Source organism: Alcaligenes sp. RM2, from assembly GCF_052931795.1.
Genome location: NZ_JBRFIO010000002.1, coordinates 705704 through 720954, shown reverse-complemented (window position 1 = coordinate 720954; position 15251 = coordinate 705704). Strand labels below are relative to the sequence as shown.

22 protein-coding genes are annotated in these 15251 nt (G+C 56.0%); 1 reads left to right on the top strand and 21 read right to left on the bottom strand.

Features of this window, described 5'->3' with window-relative positions; translation table 11 throughout:
• Window positions 1-2: 2 nt before the first annotated feature.
• From ACU6HM_RS10120 to ACU6HM_RS10105, 4 genes are read right to left on the bottom strand one after another with little or no spacing between them, the layout of a single operon-like run.
• The gene (locus tag ACU6HM_RS10120) at window positions 3-119 is read right to left on the bottom strand and encodes a GpE family phage tail protein (protein ID WP_115634321.1); all 117 of its coding nucleotides are present in this window, start codon (window positions 117-119) and stop codon (window positions 3-5) included.
• A 14-nt stretch (window positions 120-133) separates the two neighbouring features.
• Window positions 134-457 (bottom strand): phage tail assembly protein, encoded by a 324-nt coding sequence (locus tag ACU6HM_RS10115; RefSeq protein ID WP_446763754.1) that lies wholly within the window; start codon window positions 455-457, stop codon window positions 134-136.
• Between the two features lie 23 nt (window positions 458-480).
• Complete coding sequence (locus ACU6HM_RS10110; RefSeq protein ID WP_115634157.1) at window positions 481-990, bottom strand: phage major tail tube protein; 510 nt, start codon at window positions 988-990, stop codon at window positions 481-483.
• Between the two features lie 12 nt (window positions 991-1002).
• Window positions 1003-2187 carry a phage tail sheath protein gene (locus ACU6HM_RS10105; RefSeq protein ID WP_446763753.1) on the bottom strand — a complete coding sequence of 395 codons (1185 nt, stop codon included), beginning with the start codon at window positions 2185-2187 and terminating at the stop codon, window positions 1003-1005.
• A 350-nt stretch (window positions 2188-2537) separates the two neighbouring features.
• On the opposite strand from ACU6HM_RS10105, the gene ACU6HM_RS10100 reads away from it, so the two are divergent.
• Window positions 2538-3623 carry an acyltransferase family protein gene (locus ACU6HM_RS10100; protein WP_446763752.1) on the top strand — a complete coding sequence of 362 codons (1086 nt, stop codon included), beginning with the start codon at window positions 2538-2540 and terminating at the stop codon, window positions 3621-3623.
• On the opposite strand, the gene ACU6HM_RS10095 is transcribed toward ACU6HM_RS10100, so the two are convergent.
• From ACU6HM_RS10095 to ACU6HM_RS10015, 17 genes are all read right to left on the bottom strand, one after another.
• Complete coding sequence (locus tag ACU6HM_RS10095; protein ID WP_446763751.1) at window positions 3531-4007, bottom strand: tail fiber assembly protein; 477 nt, start codon at window positions 4005-4007, stop codon at window positions 3531-3533. The two genes, ACU6HM_RS10100 and ACU6HM_RS10095, sit on opposite strands and share 93 nt — an antisense overlap.
• Window positions 4008-4017: 10 nt before the next feature.
• Window positions 4018-6159: a phage tail protein gene (locus ACU6HM_RS10090; protein WP_446763750.1), complete on the bottom strand. Its 2142-nt coding sequence runs from the start codon at window positions 6157-6159 to the stop codon at window positions 4018-4020.
• On the bottom strand, window positions 6156-6770 hold the full coding sequence (locus tag ACU6HM_RS10085) for a phage tail protein I (RefSeq protein ID WP_446763749.1): 615 nt from the start codon (window positions 6768-6770) through the stop codon (window positions 6156-6158). Before ACU6HM_RS10085 ends, ACU6HM_RS10090 begins: the two co-directional genes overlap by 4 nt.
• 2 nt (window positions 6771-6772) lie before the next feature.
• Window positions 6773-7702, bottom strand: a complete 930-nt coding sequence (locus tag ACU6HM_RS10080; protein ID WP_446763748.1) for a baseplate J/gp47 family protein — start codon at window positions 7700-7702, stop codon at window positions 6773-6775.
• A complete protein-coding gene (locus ACU6HM_RS10075) occupies window positions 7699-8049 on the bottom strand; it encodes a GPW/gp25 family protein (protein ID WP_446763747.1) in 351 nt (116 codons plus the stop codon). Before ACU6HM_RS10075 ends, ACU6HM_RS10080 begins: the two co-directional genes overlap by 4 nt.
• Complete coding sequence (locus ACU6HM_RS10070) at window positions 8046-8681, bottom strand: phage baseplate assembly protein V (protein ID WP_446763746.1); 636 nt, start codon at window positions 8679-8681, stop codon at window positions 8046-8048. Before ACU6HM_RS10070 ends, ACU6HM_RS10075 begins: the two co-directional genes overlap by 4 nt.
• A gap of 67 nt (window positions 8682-8748) precedes the next feature.
• Window positions 8749-9207, bottom strand: a complete 459-nt coding sequence (locus ACU6HM_RS10065) for a phage virion morphogenesis protein (protein WP_446763745.1) — start codon at window positions 9205-9207, stop codon at window positions 8749-8751.
• Window positions 9200-9706 (bottom strand): phage tail protein, encoded by a 507-nt coding sequence (locus ACU6HM_RS10060; protein WP_446763744.1) that lies wholly within the window; start codon window positions 9704-9706, stop codon window positions 9200-9202. Before ACU6HM_RS10060 ends, ACU6HM_RS10065 begins: the two co-directional genes overlap by 8 nt.
• Window positions 9690-9959, bottom strand: a complete 270-nt coding sequence (gene lysC, locus ACU6HM_RS10055) for an Rz1-like lysis system protein LysC (RefSeq protein ID WP_115634168.1) — start codon at window positions 9957-9959, stop codon at window positions 9690-9692. Before lysC ends, ACU6HM_RS10060 begins: the two co-directional genes overlap by 17 nt.
• 261 nt (window positions 9960-10220) lie before the next feature.
• Window positions 10221-11021 carry an N-acetylmuramidase domain-containing protein gene (locus tag ACU6HM_RS10050; protein ID WP_446763743.1) on the bottom strand — a complete coding sequence of 267 codons (801 nt, stop codon included), beginning with the start codon at window positions 11019-11021 and terminating at the stop codon, window positions 10221-10223.
• Window positions 11018-11389, bottom strand: a complete 372-nt coding sequence (locus ACU6HM_RS10045) for a hypothetical protein (RefSeq protein WP_264672127.1) — start codon at window positions 11387-11389, stop codon at window positions 11018-11020. Before ACU6HM_RS10045 ends, ACU6HM_RS10050 begins: the two co-directional genes overlap by 4 nt.
• 13 nt (window positions 11390-11402) lie before the next feature.
• Window positions 11403-11894, bottom strand: coding sequence for a hypothetical protein (locus ACU6HM_RS10040; RefSeq protein ID WP_446763742.1), 492 nt, complete (start codon window positions 11892-11894; stop codon window positions 11403-11405).
• Window positions 11885-12094, bottom strand: a complete 210-nt coding sequence (locus ACU6HM_RS10035) for a tail protein X (RefSeq protein WP_446763741.1) — start codon at window positions 12092-12094, stop codon at window positions 11885-11887. Before ACU6HM_RS10035 ends, ACU6HM_RS10040 begins: the two co-directional genes overlap by 10 nt.
• On the bottom strand, window positions 12091-12540 hold the full coding sequence (locus ACU6HM_RS10030) for a head completion/stabilization protein (protein ID WP_446763740.1): 450 nt from the start codon (window positions 12538-12540) through the stop codon (window positions 12091-12093). The genes ACU6HM_RS10035 and ACU6HM_RS10030 overlap by 4 nt, the downstream gene beginning before the upstream one ends.
• A gap of 97 nt (window positions 12541-12637) precedes the next feature.
• The gene (gpM, locus tag ACU6HM_RS10025; RefSeq protein ID WP_115634174.1) at window positions 12638-13300 is read right to left on the bottom strand and encodes a phage terminase small subunit; all 663 of its coding nucleotides are present in this window, start codon (window positions 13298-13300) and stop codon (window positions 12638-12640) included.
• Between the two features lie 11 nt (window positions 13301-13311).
• Window positions 13312-14325, bottom strand: coding sequence for a phage major capsid protein, P2 family (locus ACU6HM_RS10020; RefSeq protein WP_446763739.1), 1014 nt, complete (start codon window positions 14323-14325; stop codon window positions 13312-13314).
• 30 nt (window positions 14326-14355) lie between these two features.
• Window positions 14356-15240 carry a GPO family capsid scaffolding protein gene (locus ACU6HM_RS10015; RefSeq protein WP_446763738.1) on the bottom strand — a complete coding sequence of 295 codons (885 nt, stop codon included), beginning with the start codon at window positions 15238-15240 and terminating at the stop codon, window positions 14356-14358.
• Window positions 15241-15251 lie beyond the last annotated feature (11 nt).

Genomic DNA, 15251 nt, shown 5'->3' with positions numbered 1-15251 from the left:
CGTCAGGATTCGGGCTGAGTGCGCTCGCGGGCGCGTTCATGCCAGTCCATCAGTTCAGACACGGTCATGTCTGTCATGGCCGACGGCGGCCAGTGAAAGACCACGGCCAAGTCGGCCATGATCTCATCCACACTTATTGGAAGTCCTGCTGCAGCTTCTTCGGTGCCAAAAAAGTGGCAACTTCCACACCCAAAGCAGTCAAATCAGCCGGATCCAAATTTGCCACCTCCTGCTCTACCAGCGCTGGCTGACTGATACGTGGAATCAGCTTGATCAGACTGGACACATCCAGGTTGGCCAGGTTGGCCAAGTTCAAACCGCGCAGCTCGCCGGACTTGGGTTTGCGCAACTGCACATGCGTGATCACGTCTGCTCCGCGCTTGATGGTGGTCTCCAGCTCGACCTGGCCAGGCTGGGTAGCGACCGGGGTTTGTGTCTGGGTCGTTTCGTCTTTCATGGTTTTCTCTCGTGAAAAAAGGTTTACAGGCCCAGAGCGGCACGGATGCCCTGGCTCAGATCATTGCCACCAATGCGTTTGATCAGATTGATGGCGTCAATCTCGATCAGCTCTTCGCCATTGAGCGTGAGCTTGTAGTAGCTCAGTGAGGTCGTGATCTTCTTCTTGGTATCTTCACCGGCCTTGGCTGTGCCCATGTCGATCTCGCTGTGACGGCCACGCACCACGATTTCGAGTGCTTTCACTTCGGCCACATCATCGCTTTGCACGGCACCGGCGAAACGCAGGCCGAAGGAGCCATGTGTCATAGATCCAAATTGACGGAACACCTGGGGGTCAAAACCGCCCACGGTCCACTCCATCGTCATTTTCTCCATGCCAAAGTCGATGTCGACAGGCACGTCCATGCCGCCACCGCGCCACTCTTCCATCTTTGCGGTCAACTTGGGCAAGACGATCTCTTCGACCTGGCCAATGTAGTTCTGACCTTCGTTGAACAAATTGAAATTCTTGAGCTTTGCAGGTAATGCCATCGTTAGCCCCTGTTATGCCGCCTGGGAGACGCGCTGAGCGAAGTCAACTAGGTAGCGGTTAGTGATGCGCTGACGGAAATTCAGGTTTTCCAGCGGTGGGACCGGCGTGTAGTCGTAGTCGATGTAGGCCTTGCCCGACTGCAGTACCTCAGCGGTGTTGGGCTCCTCATCAAACCAGGCCTGGCCATCAATGATGTAGCCCAGGGACTTCAGCTCACGGAACTTGGCATTGATCCCTTCGATGATGTCCTTGATCAAGGATGGGTTCATCGGACCGTCAACCGCCCACATATGGCCCTCGGCCATCGTGTCGGCCAGGACTTGCGCCGTGCGCGTGTAGTTCTCAAAGGGATAGAGGCTTTGCGGACCGGCGCAAGTGCGGGATCCCCAGAACCGGAAGCCTTGCCGGTTGATCAGGGTGGTGATGTCTTTTTCATTCAGATAGCCCGCATCGGTCGCTGGATCCTGCAGATCCCAGAACACATCCCGAGAGATGCCCGTGGCGCCATTGATGACGATATTGGACAGCGTCTTATGCCAGCCTACCTGCTCGTCCAGCTTGGCACGCAAGCCCAGAGCAAACGCGGATGCGGCAATGGCCGATTCCTTCTTAGATGCCGTATCAAAGCGCATCAGTTCAGGCCAAATCAGCATCAGCTCGCGCTGCCCGAATGTCTCACGGAACGCAGCGGCCTCCTCTTTGGTCTGGCTGACCAAGTCAGACGCATAAGCAAAGCCACGCAGCTTATTCGCGATTGTGGCAAGCTCGGCGGTAATGGCGGCATTCTCCAGGCCTGGTGCGCCAATAATGCGGGGTTTGACACGAGGACCGGATGACTGCGCCGCGAGCAAGGCCTGCATGCCGGTGTAGCGACCGGAGGCATCGGCACCACCGATCACATTGGCCGTCGTCTCTTCTGGCGTTACGCCTTCGGCCACACGCACGACCACCGTAGTGGGCGAAGCCTGGGCAGCCATTGCATCCAACGAGCGTGCCAGCGTGCCCTTCTCACCAGCCTTGCCCACGGCAGACAGAACATTGGTCAGCAGAACCGGGCGATTGAGAGGAAAAAGTTCGGCATCAGCATCGTCAGCCGTGGCCACCATGCCGACAATGCCGGTAGAAATAGTGCGAATGGGTCGTGTGCCACCTTCAATTTCAGTGACACGGACACCGTGATGATAGTCAGCCGCCATGCGGGCCTCCCTATGAGCGTGATCGGGTTAGAACAGCTCTATGGTGGCGTGCATGGCGACGTAGTTCACCGCTGGTGATTTCTCAGATAGCCGTTACGAAGAAACGCCGAGTATTGAACCTCCACGGTCCGCTTAGTCGACCAATTGCTGGCTTGCCAACAAAAATAACTCCGCCTGATCCAAAGCTTTCTGTCACATGTCCTCGACGGCGATGCCATGCGCAGCGGCCAGGCCGTCCCAATAGGGGAGTCGGCGCAGCTCAGTCCGCAGCCAAGCCAGAGCTTCCGGTTGCTGAACCGGCCAAAGGTGACTTCTGGAAAAAATCATTACCGTTCATTTACACTTGCGATATGCGTGAACATTATCTTGATGGGCTGCGTGGTTGGGCCGCCCTATTCGTCGTTGGCAGCCACCTCGGGCCCATGTTTTTGACCCAGGGCTTGCTACAGAACATTTTCCCGTTCTTCACTGACGGACAAATGGCTGTATACGTTTTTTTCGTGCTGTCGGGCTATGTCCTCTCTATTGGTTTTTTCCACACTGGGCAGCGCAACGCCGTCGTGACGCTGGCGCTCCGTCGATATCCGCGGCTGACCATCCCGATTCTGACGACTACACTGCTGTCCCTACTGTCCATGAAACTCGGACTGTTCGCCAATATTCCTGCTGGCCAGGCGGCATCAAGCGCTTGGCTTGAATCGTTCTACCAGTTTCAAGGCTCCCTGCCGGGGGCACTGCAATTTGGACTCTGGGACGTCTATGCAAACTACGACGGCCCCACATCCTACAATTCGGCACTCTGGACAATGTGGATCGAAATGTTGGGGTCCATGGTTATTTTTGGCCTGTTGCTACTGGCCGGCCAAAACCGAATAATGCAACTGGTGGCCATAGCTGCATTCGCATTCTGGGCCACACGCCACAACGAACACTTGGTGGCATTCACCCTGGGCATGCTGCTAGCCCTCTGCAGTGCGCAAGCTTGGATTCCCCGCAACAACGCCGCCGGATTCTGCCTGCTTGCCGCTACGCTCCCCATCACAATGCTGCGCTACATGGGAGACAGCGTTACCGCACTGTCATGCTATGCGGCGGCAATTGTTTTGGCGGTACTGCTCTCCCCTGCCCTGCAGGCAATGCTGTCCACCCGTCTCTCGCAATGGCTGGGGCGGGTTTCATTCCCGTTGTATCTGACACACATGCTGATCATCTGCAGCCTTAGCTCCGCAATGTACCTGTATTTCGGGGACGGCAATGCAGTCTCCCCCCAGGAGGGGGCCCTGATTGCCGTAGTGAGTATTGCCGCCTGCCTATGTGCTGCGAGACTCTTCCTCCCAGTCGAGCTAGCCGCGATCAACGTTGCCCGCGCCTTCTCTGGCCTCGTCCTGCAGCTCGTCCGTACTGCTGCTCGGTGGCACAGGCCAAACAATATCTGACGCTGCTGAATTAATGCGGCCCAAAGCAATACGATACTGGCGCCACTGGAGCAATAGAGCCGCCTCGGCAGCTGTGGCGATGCCGAGATCCTCCGCATCGCTCAGCGGCGCCATATTGAGCGCTGCCCAACCGAGAAGCTGATCTCGAGTCCGAACATTCTGCGCAAATGCTTCTTCTGGTGATGGGCCAGGCAAAGCAACTGTGGTAGGCAGCCCATCCTCACCTAGCACGACATATTCTCCACGCGAAGGGGCTTCTTGGCAGTACGCATACAGTTGACCCTCTATCTCTACGAGATCTGTTGGCACTGCTGATTCGCTCATCAGAGCAAGCACGTCTTCAGGGTAAAACCCGTTTCGGCTGCTCGAGTAGAAAATGGCCATGATGAACTCCTTAATAACCAAATGCGAGCCAAGCGACGGCCCGAGGTCCAGTCCCCCATGGTCCGCCCGCGGCAGATGGTGGGGTATAAGTAAATATCTTGAATTGGCTCCCAATTACAACGGACGTTTCAGGAAACGCCGCAGCAGCAGGAGCTGCTGCCTCAGAGCCAATAGCACAGGCAATCGGTTGCCCAAGTACACCGTTTGGAAATGCCGTGGGGAGCGTAATTGTGTAATTACTGAAGTCCTTGACATACCCGCCTTGAACAATCAGCCCTCCTGGGAAAACCTGATACCAAGAGTTTTGCGTCAATGATCGTTTCAAAAACACATCCGCCAACTTTTTTGGAGTCAGTGCATCCGTGTCATTCGTCAGCCCTTGAGCAAGAGCGGTCGTAGCGATCTTTATCAAGCCGAGAGCTGACTGTGATGCTGGCGTTTTATTGGCCTTGCTATTGGGGTCGAAGTTCTTGGTGTGCCAGAGCTCGCAGGCATTGCGCCAGGTATCATTTGTTGGAAACCAGCCTTGCAGGTAAAACCTGTCCGTGTACGGGTCTGTTGACAGCCGCATTGCTCCCCGTGTTGACGAGTACTGCATATCAAAAAAAAACTGCCCGCCGCCATGCGCTGGCGCAGCTCCAGAGAGGTAATAGAATCCTGTTGGGTTGAAACTGTCTCGGCCTCCAGGAGGGAAGCCAGCAGTGCTCCCCAAACCATAGTCGCCAACAGCTAAAGACATCTTCCACACTTGCCATACTGAGTTTGCCCGGCCACGGTAGAACATAACCCCGGAGCTACCATTAATTAAAATCTGAGCACCAGTTGAACCTATCTGTCGATGGATTATTAGACCGCTTCCAAAACCTTCAGGTAGGTCTGCTACGGAGCTGTTTGCCCAATACAGCCCAGATGGAACCCCATCATTATTTACAGAATCGGAAGGGAACTTATCGTAACTACTGCCTGCGCCAATGCTGCCCAGGCCAAACGCCATACCAACAGCGAGTAGCTTGCCATCCGTACTGTCATTCGGACTTGATTGCACATTCTGACCCAGACCATACGGCGTCAATGCTTTAGTTTTGCTGGCACGTGATACCGCTTCCACATCTGTCGCATATGCAGTCACCCCCTTCACTGAAGTGGTGGCATCAGTCTTATCCGCCTTTTTAGCCAATAGGTCCTGCATGGTGGTAGCAAAATTGGGATCGTTCCCCAGCGCCTGTGCCAACTTCTTCAAAGTATCAAGAGCTGCAGGAGCAGCATCAACCAACATAGCTGACACAGCATGCACGAATGCGGTCGTCGCCAGCTGTGTTGTCTTCGTTGCTGCCAAGGCTGTGGGCGCTGTGGGTACACCAGTTAAGGCCGGACTGGCTTTTGTTGCATAGGCACTGAGCTCATTCTTATCTGCTTTTTTAGCCAGCAGGCCCTGCATAGTGGCAGCAAAATTGGGATCATTGCCCAATGCCTGTGCCAACTTCTTCAAGGTATCAAGGGATGCCGGGCTGGAGTCAACCAGCAGGGCCACCACAGCATGCACAAAAGCAGTCGTCGCCAGCTGTGTTGTCTTCGTTGCTGCCGAGGCAGTAGGCGCTGTGGGTTTACCAGTTAACGCAGGGCTTGCCTTGGGCGCATATTGAGGATGCGGATCACCTGCATCAATATGCTGAGTCAGTGCAGTCTGGACAGTAAGTACGTCCTGCCTGGTCGCTAATACCACCGCCGGGTCAATTTTGAGTGACACAACCGATGCGTTAGACAAGAGTAAAACAATACGAATTACTTGAGTACGGCCAGACCCCTCTGCCATTTGCGGCTTGTACGTAGGAGGCAGACTGGCCACCGCAATCAGATCGCCTGCATCGTCAAAAACGCCCGCTTCCCGGATCCACCACCCGCCATCGCCTTCGGGGATAACCTGCTCTACGATAATCTGAGACGGGTTTTCAGGATCTATGGACGCTCGATTAATTGCTTCTCGGCGAATTTGATTAACCAATTTACGCTGTTTACGATCCGGCGTAGGCACGGCTCCATTACCATCGCCTACCGCCATTGTGGCGTAATTCACTTTAACGCCCAGCACGGCAGCATTCTGATGCTTGGCCTCTCCGATTTCCGTCAAGATTGCGAAATAGGGCTGATTCATAATTGTCTCACCGTCATTGTGTCAATAATATGCAAGGCGCCAATTGCGCCCGGTTGCATTACCACCTCTATATCTCTCTGGCGCGGCGGATACACTGTTAATTCGTCTCCCAAGAAGGCCGCAGCTCCCATGTATGCCGCCCCTTGGCCGACGAGTGAGATCTGTAATCCCGTCACATGGCGTGACAGCGGACGAGTCTCATCAATCAACCGCACTAGCTCTGCGTAGGTTTCATCCGTTATGCCTTCGTTATTCACTCCAATCACTAATTGAAAGGTGCCTCGTCGGGCTGGTGGCACCATCTCATGCCACTCAATCACATCGAGCAGATAGCCAAACGGCTCAACAACGCGACGTAGCGACGCGATTGTTCCCTTATGCTTATGCACATAAAATGAATCGCGTATCACCTGGATTTTTGTCGTCAGGGGCCAAGCCTCCGACCACCTATCGACTGAGACCTCCCAGGCGAGGTAGGGCAAGGCCCACTCGGGTGCTAACTCCGGTCGCGTCACATCTACAATTTCATTGACGGGCAGTTCATCGATTGACCGGCAAGTATCTGCAATGCTGTGTTCAAGCGCGGTACTGCCGGGAGGCAAAGTATTCATGGTCACGCGCCTGTACCCGGAGGATCGGCAAGGTTAATGTCGACCTCAACACAACAACCAGCCTGGGCCTCTGTCAGCAACAAATCGGTGGAGGGCTGGTGTAGCGAGACATGCTCGACACCTTCCACATACATCAAATGCTCTAGAAAATTCCGCCAAACTGGTTGACCTTGGCGTTTACGACGATTGACGTATTTTTTGATGTTGTTGACGGCTTCCGCTAATGCCAACTCCCCTCCCGGGCCGCTGGATTTCAGAGTCAGCGTTGCTCGCACCGAGTACCGAACGATCTGTGACGACAGAACAGTCAAACGATCCCCTACAGGTCGGATCTCCTCATCATTAAGCGCATCAAAAACCACACTCAGTAATTCAGGACTGGCCGTTCCGTCACGTTCCGATGAAAGTACATACACAACAATGTCACAGGGTTCTGGACTAACAGCCAGCGCATCTACAACACGTCCATCCGCTGACCGAGCGTGAAACACATACGCACCCCGAGGACCAGCCGTAGACAGTCCCTCATAAGCATCCTGGATCCGCTCTCGCAATGCCTCGTCTGATTCCATAATCAAAGGTTTCGGCGGATTAGCCGTCAAATCCTCTTGTTGTACGACGAGACGCTTGATGTAGTACCGCGCTGCTATGTGGTCTAGATCGGCTCGCTTTGCAAATGCAAGCAAAACTCGACGGACACGCTCATTAATCCGTTCGCGCAATAGCATCTCGCGATAGCTATTCTCTTGTAGCAGCATGGCTAATGGCTCCGAATCCATGTCGATAGCTACTTGAATGCCAGGCCGCAACTCTGGTGGAACCTGTTGCAAAAGAGCCGATTTCCGTTCAGCCAGAATTTGCTCAAAATTAATTTCTTCAATAGCCTCGGGAGTTGGGAGCAGCGACAGATCAATGGGCGATGACGTTTTCACGGCAACCTCACAGGAATTGAAAGCAGCCAGTCCTGATCCCGTTCATAGCCGTTAACAATCAAGTCACTGCGGCCCGGCTCTTGATCGCTGGGCTGCAATTGAACTCGCGTCAGTCGCAAGCGTGGTTCTTGGCGTACCAAAGCAGTGGCGGATGCCGCATACAGCAGCACGACCGTGGAATCGTTCAAAGGATGGTCCATCAGATCAGGCAGCAAGCTGCCAAACTCTCGACGCATCACGCGGGAGCCGATCGGCGTGGTCAGGATTTTGGTGATGGACTGCGCCAGATGGTCATGATCTGTCACGGCGCGGCCAGTCGTCATGTTCAGGCCCATGTAGCGACTCATTGCGGCTCTCCCGTATTGCTATCGCCCGAGCGAACACCGCCATGGACGTGAATGTGCAACACGACGCCATTGGAAGAAAGCTCACCGCCACTATGGCGAAACTCGCCACTAATGCGGGTGCTGCCACCTTCACCACCTTGACCAGACATACCCGCCAGGTACGTCAACAAGCCTTCAACGGTGTGCTTGCCTGTGGACACGACCTGGTCGGCATCCAAAGTGATCAGAGGGGCTTTGAGGGTAATGGAGTCGGACGCCTGCAAAAGGCGAGTCTTCAGGCCAGTGGTCGCCAAATGGCCTGCTGCTGCGTCATGCTCATGACGAGTGCCGTCTTTGTGAGTCGTGACGATGGCATCAGGGTTTGACGATGGTGCGGGTCGTTCATCGGAAGGCAGACCGGCCAGCACGATACCTGCTGATAAGTCCCCCTCGGGGGCCAAGACCACGACCTGCTCGCCCACCGTCAGCGGGGACCAGGTGCGGGTGTCACCGGCACGTAATTCCAGCCAGCGCAGCCAGTTGGTTGTCAGATCACCAATGGCGACACGGACGCGGGACGGATGGGCACAATCAACCTCGGCGACGTTTCCGACGCGGATCAGATTGGCGAGGAGGCGGGCGATGTCTTCCATGCCTCCATGATGCTGGGCGAAGCCCCAATGCACCACGACGGCAAGTTGGCAATGTCAGATCACCAAATCACGGCTCAAGATGGCGCAGGTATGCATCTTCAATCAGCCGTTGCTCAGCGTCTGTCAGCCCCAGCAATTCGCGTTGTGGCATGCGAAAACGCCGCCCACGGTTTGACGTGGCCAGCTCACCGTACTGGTGAACAAAAGCCACCATGGCATCACGCCCACGAAAGCCTACCGCCAGATCATCCGCACTGGATTCAGCCTTCAAGTACCGCGCGGTGCGCAACCGAGCGAACATGGCACGCCTGCGGATCGTGCCTTTCTTGCTCCGTAGCTGCTTTCCTTGCTGACGTGGGGTGTAGGCTGTGCCGTCTGGATTGCGCTGCGCGGCGATACGGGAGGCCTGGCTACGGCGCAGCTCGACTGCTACGCGCCGGTTCACGGCTCTACGCTGGCCAGGCTCCAGCTTGCCCAGTATGCTCGACAGCCAGGCCTCCAGCTCGTGAAAGTCCTGGTCAGCCAAAACGCGGCTCCCAGGCAGGGACGGTGTAACGCCCCAGTTCCTGCCCATCACGCCGGTAAATGACCGTCATTTCATACTGCTGTTCAGGAAACTGTGGGTGTGGCGGCTCGCCTACGTGCTCAACCGTCAGTACGCCACCCGCGTCCTGCTTGACGATAACGCGCTCGGTCAAATCAACCTGCAAAGCCAAATCCACCTGGCTGGAGCTAAGCACTTCAGCATCAAACCGAATCAGCTTTGCCGCCCTTTCTGGATTCTCAAACAATTCTGGCTGCTCGGTACGCAGCAAGGCCAGCAAGGGCAAGATCAACTGGTCGGCATGATGAGGGTAGTCCTGCACGATGACGCTCAAGGTGTAGCGGTACTCATAGGACAGGCTGGCGCTACCACGACAAGCAATGGAACCGCCCTCCAGGAACACCTGGAGCTTTTCTGGATCCCGGACCAGATACGGGTTAGCACGCTCAATGACCTGGCGCACTTTATCGGGTTTGAGCATCCTGGGCCTCCTGCTGGCAACGATAGACGGCATCTACCTGAGCGGCACACACAGCCCAATCATTCTCGACCTGGTCCAGCAATACGTTCAGATCACCGTTCGTCCGTGGCTGGCTCGCGGTCAGTGTGCAAGGCACGACTGGAGCGCACTGCATCGTGATAAGCCTGTGCGCCGGTGACGGCGGGACGCTCGCGCAAGCGCTGAACAGTATCGGGCAGCTGGCCCAGAGACCACTCACGTATTTCTTGAACATGTTGCTCTAGCTTCCTGAATTCGGCCTGGCGCTGAGCGAGCGTGCCGCGCAGCGCGGCCTGCTGGCTAAGAAGGGCACCCGACTGGGAGTTAATGGTGGCTTGGTGAGTCTGGATGCTATTAAGCAGCTCCTCCAAACCGAGGAGCTGCTTCTTTTGTTCCTGGGCGATCTCAGTCTGCAAGCTGGCCCGCTGATAGGACTGCCAGGCCGCATAGCCCAGCAGCACAATGATGGCCAACTGCAAGGTACTTTGACGCCAGCTCATGACGCATCCTTGATCCATTGCTCATAGCGTTTGAACGCCCTGGCCAGCTTCACGTCATACAAGTTATCGGCATAGGCTGGGCCGTTGTAGAGCCGTGCGAACGTCGCCCATTTGCGACCAACTAGCGCCCGATGCAGGGCCGGGTCAGCCAAGATAAAGCGCACAAATGCGTCCAGATGGTTGCCCTCGGACTCGCGCATGTAAGCGACGAACTCACGCACGGACTCAAAGCCCAGGGCTTTCGCGTGGTAGCCCATTATCTGGAACGCGCCCCAGCTGCAGGCCTCATACGCCGCATCGACATGGATCTCGACCGCCACCGCCAGGCGCGTATATTCAGAGCGCCCACCGGCATAGCCACCACGCTGCTGACTGACGACACCGGGGAACTTAAGAGCCAAAGGCTTGGGATCCACGCCATGAACCACCAAACGCCGCCAGAACACATGACGCTCAAACAAGATGCGAGGCATACCAGGCTCAATAAAACCCGTCCCGGTACTCTCCACTTCATTGACGGCCATGACGCTGGCCAGGTCAACGCCCAACTTCTGCGCGGCAGCAACCAGATCGGACTGTTTCATGTACACGCCCGTCTCGCTGCCCTTGAGATAGGCCTCGGTCTTGGGTCCATAAATGCCATCGACCACCAGGCCTGCACGGGCTTGAGTCTGACGAATCACCGCCTCGGTGCGCTCATCATAGACATTCGTGCGCTCAATCTTAAAGCCCTGGCTAAACAGTCGTTGCTGCAAGCTCCCCACATCGGCACCCACAGAATTTAGTCGCAGGATCATGGCTCCTCCTTGCCAAAATACTTACCGGAATAAAATTCAATAACCTTTGAACCCGCCCAGCCCGCAATGGTCACCAGGCCCAGCTGCAAGAATTTGTTTGTTTGTGCCGCCTCACTCAGTGCGTAAGTGATGATCCCGGCGGTTATGCCCACCAGCAGCCCCACGGCCAGCTCTTTGAAAATACGGGTGACAACTACGATCTCGCTTTTCAGCCGAAACATCGTGTTAGCAGTAGAGGCGCAGGTCGCTGACATCAAATTAATTACCAGGTCCATGATCGTTCCACCTGTTGTCAGTTGCGCCCACAGCGAGACTTGAGACGCGTACACAGAAGCATGGACGCCATAGCAGGCCAGCACGATCAACATATCTCGCACCGTTCTACTCATAGCTACCCCGCATCGCGGTTTGGCTGACAATGCCGTCACGCAGACAGAACGCCACCCCAGCTGTCGCCAGCATGATGTAGTAGCCGTTCACAATAATTGCGCCTGGACCCACTTCTACACTGACCACGACTAAGGTGGCGAAGTAGCAAAACACAGGGGGCAGAAATAACAGGTGTCGCCAACGATGAAATATCAGCATCAACGGTTTGACGGGGTCGCAACTGAATGGTGTGCAGTACCGAAACATCGCCAGCACGCCATCAATCAGAAGCAGCAAGCCTGCGGCAAGGAGCACTCCAATGATAATGAGCGCCGCATCATGCAACTGTATCGCCCGATAGAACACCGAACCCGGTACGAAAAGGCCATACAGCCCCTGATACGCCGTCACCAGGCCGTAAAAGATACGCACCGGCCAGTCAGCCGACATATTCAAACTCAGATAGCTGCGATGGCAGCCCATTTTTCTCAGACTCAGTCCCATAACTTCACCGTTTTAAGTGTGTTCACGCGGACCACCGGCCTATCGGGCAACGTGACAGCCGTCCCGTGTTCCAGGATCGGTCCCTGCTCCGTCAAACCGGGATTGAGCAGCAGCGTCTGCTCCACCACGCCCTGGGTCTGGCCCAGGTAGCGCCAACAAATCGCATCCAGCGTGTCTCCCTGGTGCGCGTACACAATCACAAAGCCTCCACCACTAAACGGGGTAAGCCCAGAAAGTCGCGCACTGCCCACCGATGCACACGGCGAGCATCATCAGCCATGCTGTCGTAGTCCTCTGCGCGGCGCTGAGCACTTGCCGACGCATCCACGTCCAGGTAACGCTCATACAGCTCAGCCTGGGCATAGAAGTACACAGCCCGCCGATACAGATCAGACTGGCATTCGTCCAGCGCTTGTGGATTCGCTGAACGCCAAGCCGACAACTGATCATTGACCACGTACACAGCATTGTTCAGACATTCGACCAGGCGCTCATTCGTGACGGTGCCAGGTAGGCGCAATATCTCGCGGACATGGCTCGACTTGATAACTGGCCAGTCCCCTTGCTGAATCTCGATATCGGCTTCCAACTGGCCGGGTCGTTCTGTAGACACCTTGGGCTTGGCAGCGGCAACAGCAAAGCTCATGACACATCCTTGTGTGGTGGGCGGTGGGCGGGTCGTCCGCAGTCATGCCATCAGGCGCTGCTTCAGACCCGCGCCGCCCAGGCTCGGGGAGCACGGTTTATGCAGACGCTTTAGCCAGCGCCGCATCAATCTCGGTCAGCAGGCGCTTAACGCCTATCTTGTCGTTCAACTCCAACGCTCGGGTGTAGTGCCGGTGTGCCTCGCGCAGGTCGCCACGGTCATACAACGCAGCACCTAGCGCCTTATGCAGCTTGGCGCGGGCCTCGTCGTGCATGTCATGGCTGGCAGTCAGGCGCTCTATTTCCAGCAGTACCTGCAGCGGGAATGGTTTGCCCGCCTTTTGCTGGGCCAGTGCCGTATCGGCCACTTCATCCACCAAAACGGTGGCGACATTGCGCTGATACTGGTCGGGCAGGACCAGGTCATGCTGGAGCACGTAGTGACCGATGCGAAGCGCTTCATCAAAGCTGCCCACATCCAGATGCCAAACCATCGCAGTTACCAGGACATCGTCCTGGCCACCACGCCCGGCATCCAGAACACCGTTGATCCAGTTTTCGTACTCGGGCAGGATCTCGCGCTTGACCTCGATCTTGCGCTCGATGCTCTGGATGTCCTTGAGCCGACGGCGGTCAGCATCCAACTTGGCCAGCATCAGTTCATAGGCCGTGTTACCGGCCAGGCTCTCGCCTGGATCACTCTGTGCAGCCGCCATTGCGGCAGTCACAGTCTCAAAGCGCCGTTGTGCTGGGCTGCTCATATCAACCTCCGTTAAACAAGGGTGATGTTCTCGGCCAGCGCCGCGCAGCCGTAGTCTTCCAGCTCGTAGGCATCATTGGACGACTGGAACGTGTCGATCCGGTCGCGGGCAGGATTGTCAATCACAGAACGGCGCTGTGCGCCTTCTTGGTAATACAGGGACAAGTTATCCAGGCGGGTAACCAGAATGGCATTGGGCGGGAAATACGGCACGCGAACGGCTGGCAAATTGCCGATACGTTTCTGACTGATGATCAGATCAGCGGCCAACTGCTCGGTCGGAGCATGGTTAGCGTTCACCAAAGGGAAATACTTGTCGGCCAGCAGTTTGCGTCCACAAATGGCCACAAGCTTGGTGTCCTCCTGGTACCACGGCTCAATCATGTTATTGACCAGGTCATACACGACCGCATCCAGGTTGTTGTATTCGGCTGAGCCACCGACCTTCAGCTCGCCAGAGCCTGCATCCGTCTCAAACAGACGGCGCTGAGGAGCCTTGGTACGCAGCTTTTGCAACCAACCAATGCCCACATCCTGCAGCAGCGGATTCGCAGCAGGATCAGACGTAGCTGCGCGGCTGGTGCCGTTAAAGCCAATTGTGATTCGGCTAAGCGCAATGGCCTGCAAAATCATGTTCGTCAGGCGTACCTGGAAGTCAGGAAACTTGGCCCACTGGTCCAACTGGGCATACGTCACATAGGTGTCGTAGTTGGTCTGTTCACAGCGGTATTTGTTGTTGTCCAGCTCGGCCACAGACTTGGGCTGACGTTCTTTGGTTTTCGTGTCAGTCGTGCTGGCAATGGGACCACCAATGCCCAGGCCGATTTTCTCGCCTTCCTGCTCGCGCACGCCAAAGAGATTGATGCTTTTCAGGAACTCGCTGGATTCCTGAATTTTGTTTTCCATCGTCTGCTGCACACTCGGGTCAGCAGTGAACTTGCTGACGACAGCAGCCAGTTGGACATGGTTCAAAGAGGCCAGGCGGTTCAGCCAGGCGTCAAAGGCAATGCGGGTTTCGTTACGCATGAATATTGCTCCGTGATTCGATGATGGGGTTTAGCAATCGGTCTGCACCAGGCCGTTATCGCCAGTGGCGGGAGGGCGATGCTGTTTACCGGCATCGGTGCTTTCGATGAGCTGCTTAAAGCTGTTGAAGTCTTTGCGCAGCTCAGCCAGCTCTTCCCCCTGGTCCTTAAATGCAGTCTGAACGCTCGCCAGCTCCTGCTCTTGCTCGGCGCTGTGTTTGACCACATCCCCAACCAGATCGACCAATTCGGTCAGATCCTGATCCGTTGCCTTGTTTTGCTTCTTGAACATGGCCTTCAAGTTCTTCAAGCTCTCAGAAAGACGGGATGGCTGCTCGCCCTGGTCTTCTTCAAAGTCCAGATCCAATGCCGTAGCCACGCTGAACAGGTTGCCCTTGTCCTGCTTGCGCCCCGCCAGCGGTGAGTTGTCGGCCTGCTGCTGGGAAAACTGCAGCATTTCTGTACCTAAAGAGGCTGGGCTGTCCGTGACGCCCAGGCCGGTCAAATAGGCCTTGCCCGATCCAGTGAAGTCAGGATTAATCTCGATGGAGCTGTAGACCTTCTGGCGCTTCTTGTTCAGCGCAACCAGCTCATCAGTAGGATCCAGCTGAGCGAACAGCTCCAGCTTGCCACCCTCGCCTTCTCGGGCTTCAAGCGCCAACACGTCGCCATAGGCGCGGAAGCTGCTGTCTGGGTGAATCCCGCGCAAGTGCTCCAGCCAGATACGAGCGCCGAACTTCTTCGGATCGTAGCTGGCGGCCATTTGCTGGATCCATTCGCGGGTAATCGTGCGCCCGTCTGTAGCCGCACCTTCGGTGGCTACGCGGAAAAACTTGGGTTTGAATTTCATGCCTTGCTCGCTGTGTTTGACGACGATAGGGACATGATTGCCTCGCCAGCCTGATGCCTCAAGCAAGCGGGTTTCGC

Coding starts and splice junctions, on each gene's coding strand:
- ACU6HM_RS10095 (WP_446763751.1), bottom strand. CDS start 4,007: ATGGCCATTTTCTACTCGAGCAGCCGAAACGGGTTTTACCCTGAAGAC.
- ACU6HM_RS10100 (WP_446763752.1), top strand. CDS start 2,538: ATGCGTGAACATTATCTTGATGGGCTGCGTGGTTGGGCCGCCCTATTC.
- ACU6HM_RS10085 (WP_446763749.1), bottom strand. CDS start 6,770: ATGAATACTTTGCCTCCCGGCAGTACCGCGCTTGAACACAGCATTGCA.
- ACU6HM_RS10050 (WP_446763743.1), bottom strand. CDS start 11,021: ATGATCCTGCGACTAAATTCTGTGGGTGCCGATGTGGGGAGCTTGCAG.
- ACU6HM_RS10060 (WP_446763744.1), bottom strand. CDS start 9,706: ATGCTCAAACCCGATAAAGTGCGCCAGGTCATTGAGCGTGCTAACCCG.
- ACU6HM_RS10020 (WP_446763739.1), bottom strand. CDS start 14,325: ATGCGTAACGAAACCCGCATTGCCTTTGACGCCTGGCTGAACCGCCTG.
- ACU6HM_RS10110 (WP_115634157.1), bottom strand. CDS start 990: ATGGCATTACCTGCAAAGCTCAAGAATTTCAATTTGTTCAACGAAGGT.
- ACU6HM_RS10070 (WP_446763746.1), bottom strand. CDS start 8,681: ATGGAAGACATCGCCCGCCTCCTCGCCAATCTGATCCGCGTCGGAAAC.
- ACU6HM_RS10040 (WP_446763742.1), bottom strand. CDS start 11,894: ATGGGACTGAGTCTGAGAAAAATGGGCTGCCATCGCAGCTATCTGAGT.
- ACU6HM_RS10120 (WP_115634321.1), bottom strand. CDS start 119: ATGGCCGACTTGGCCGTGGTCTTTCACTGGCCGCCGTCGGCCATGACA.
- lysC (WP_115634168.1), bottom strand. CDS start 9,959: ATGTTCAAGAAATACGTGAGTGGTCTCTGGGCCAGCTGCCCGATACTG.
- ACU6HM_RS10090 (WP_446763750.1), bottom strand. CDS start 6,159: ATGAATCAGCCCTATTTCGCAATCTTGACGGAAATCGGAGAGGCCAAG.
- ACU6HM_RS10115 (WP_446763754.1), bottom strand. CDS start 457: ATGAAAGACGAAACGACCCAGACACAAACCCCGGTCGCTACCCAGCCT.
- gpM (WP_115634174.1), bottom strand. CDS start 13,300: ATGAGCAGCCCAGCACAACGGCGCTTTGAGACTGTGACTGCCGCAATG.
- ACU6HM_RS10030 (WP_446763740.1), bottom strand. CDS start 12,540: ATGAGCTTTGCTGTTGCCGCTGCCAAGCCCAAGGTGTCTACAGAACGA.
- ACU6HM_RS10105 (WP_446763753.1), bottom strand. CDS start 2,187: ATGGCGGCTGACTATCATCACGGTGTCCGTGTCACTGAAATTGAAGGT.
- ACU6HM_RS10075 (WP_446763747.1), bottom strand. CDS start 8,049: ATGAGTCGCTACATGGGCCTGAACATGACGACTGGCCGCGCCGTGACA.
- ACU6HM_RS10045 (WP_264672127.1), bottom strand. CDS start 11,389: ATGTTGATCGTGCTGGCCTGCTATGGCGTCCATGCTTCTGTGTACGCG.